This window comes from Shewanella sp. TB7-MNA-CIBAN-0143, from assembly GCF_040310065.1.
Classification (GTDB): domain Bacteria; phylum Pseudomonadota; class Gammaproteobacteria; order Enterobacterales; family Shewanellaceae; genus Shewanella.
Genome location: NZ_JBEOPL010000066.1, coordinates 1 through 490, shown reverse-complemented (window position 1 = coordinate 490; position 490 = coordinate 1). Strand labels below are relative to the sequence as shown.

1 protein-coding gene is annotated in these 490 nt (G+C 54.7%); it reads left to right on the top strand.

Features of this window, described 5'->3' with window-relative positions:
* A partial coding sequence (locus tag AAEY97_RS21155) for a cadherin-like domain-containing protein (protein ID WP_351001303.1) occupies positions 1 to 490 on the top strand: 490 nt, incomplete at both ends.

Here is a 490-nt window from a genome sequence, read left to right as displayed (position 1 = left end):
GCCGGTGTCGGTACCTTTAGCCTGGACAGTGATGGCGTTTACACCTTTACCCCTGCCAGCAATTACAATGGCGCGGTGCCGGTTGTCACGTACACCTTAACCGATGGCTCTGGCGCCAATGACACCTCAACATTGAGCTTAACGGTCACGCCAGTGAACGATGATTTCACTGATAACAATGAAACCCGCACCCTTGCAGAAGACAGCCCTGAAGTGACCGGTAATGTGATTGACGGCACCAGTGTGGATGGCCCGATTACCGTCACCACCTTTACTGTCGCGGGCGATGCAACCGTGCATACCGCTGATGGAACCGATGTGGTGATTGCCGGTGTCGGTACCTTTAGCCTGGACAGTGATGGCGTTTACACCTTTACCCCTGCCAGCAATTACAATGGCGCGGTGCCGGTTGTCACGTACACCTTAACCGATGGCTCTGGCGCCAATGACACCTCAACATTGAGCTTAACGGTCACGCCGGTGAACGATG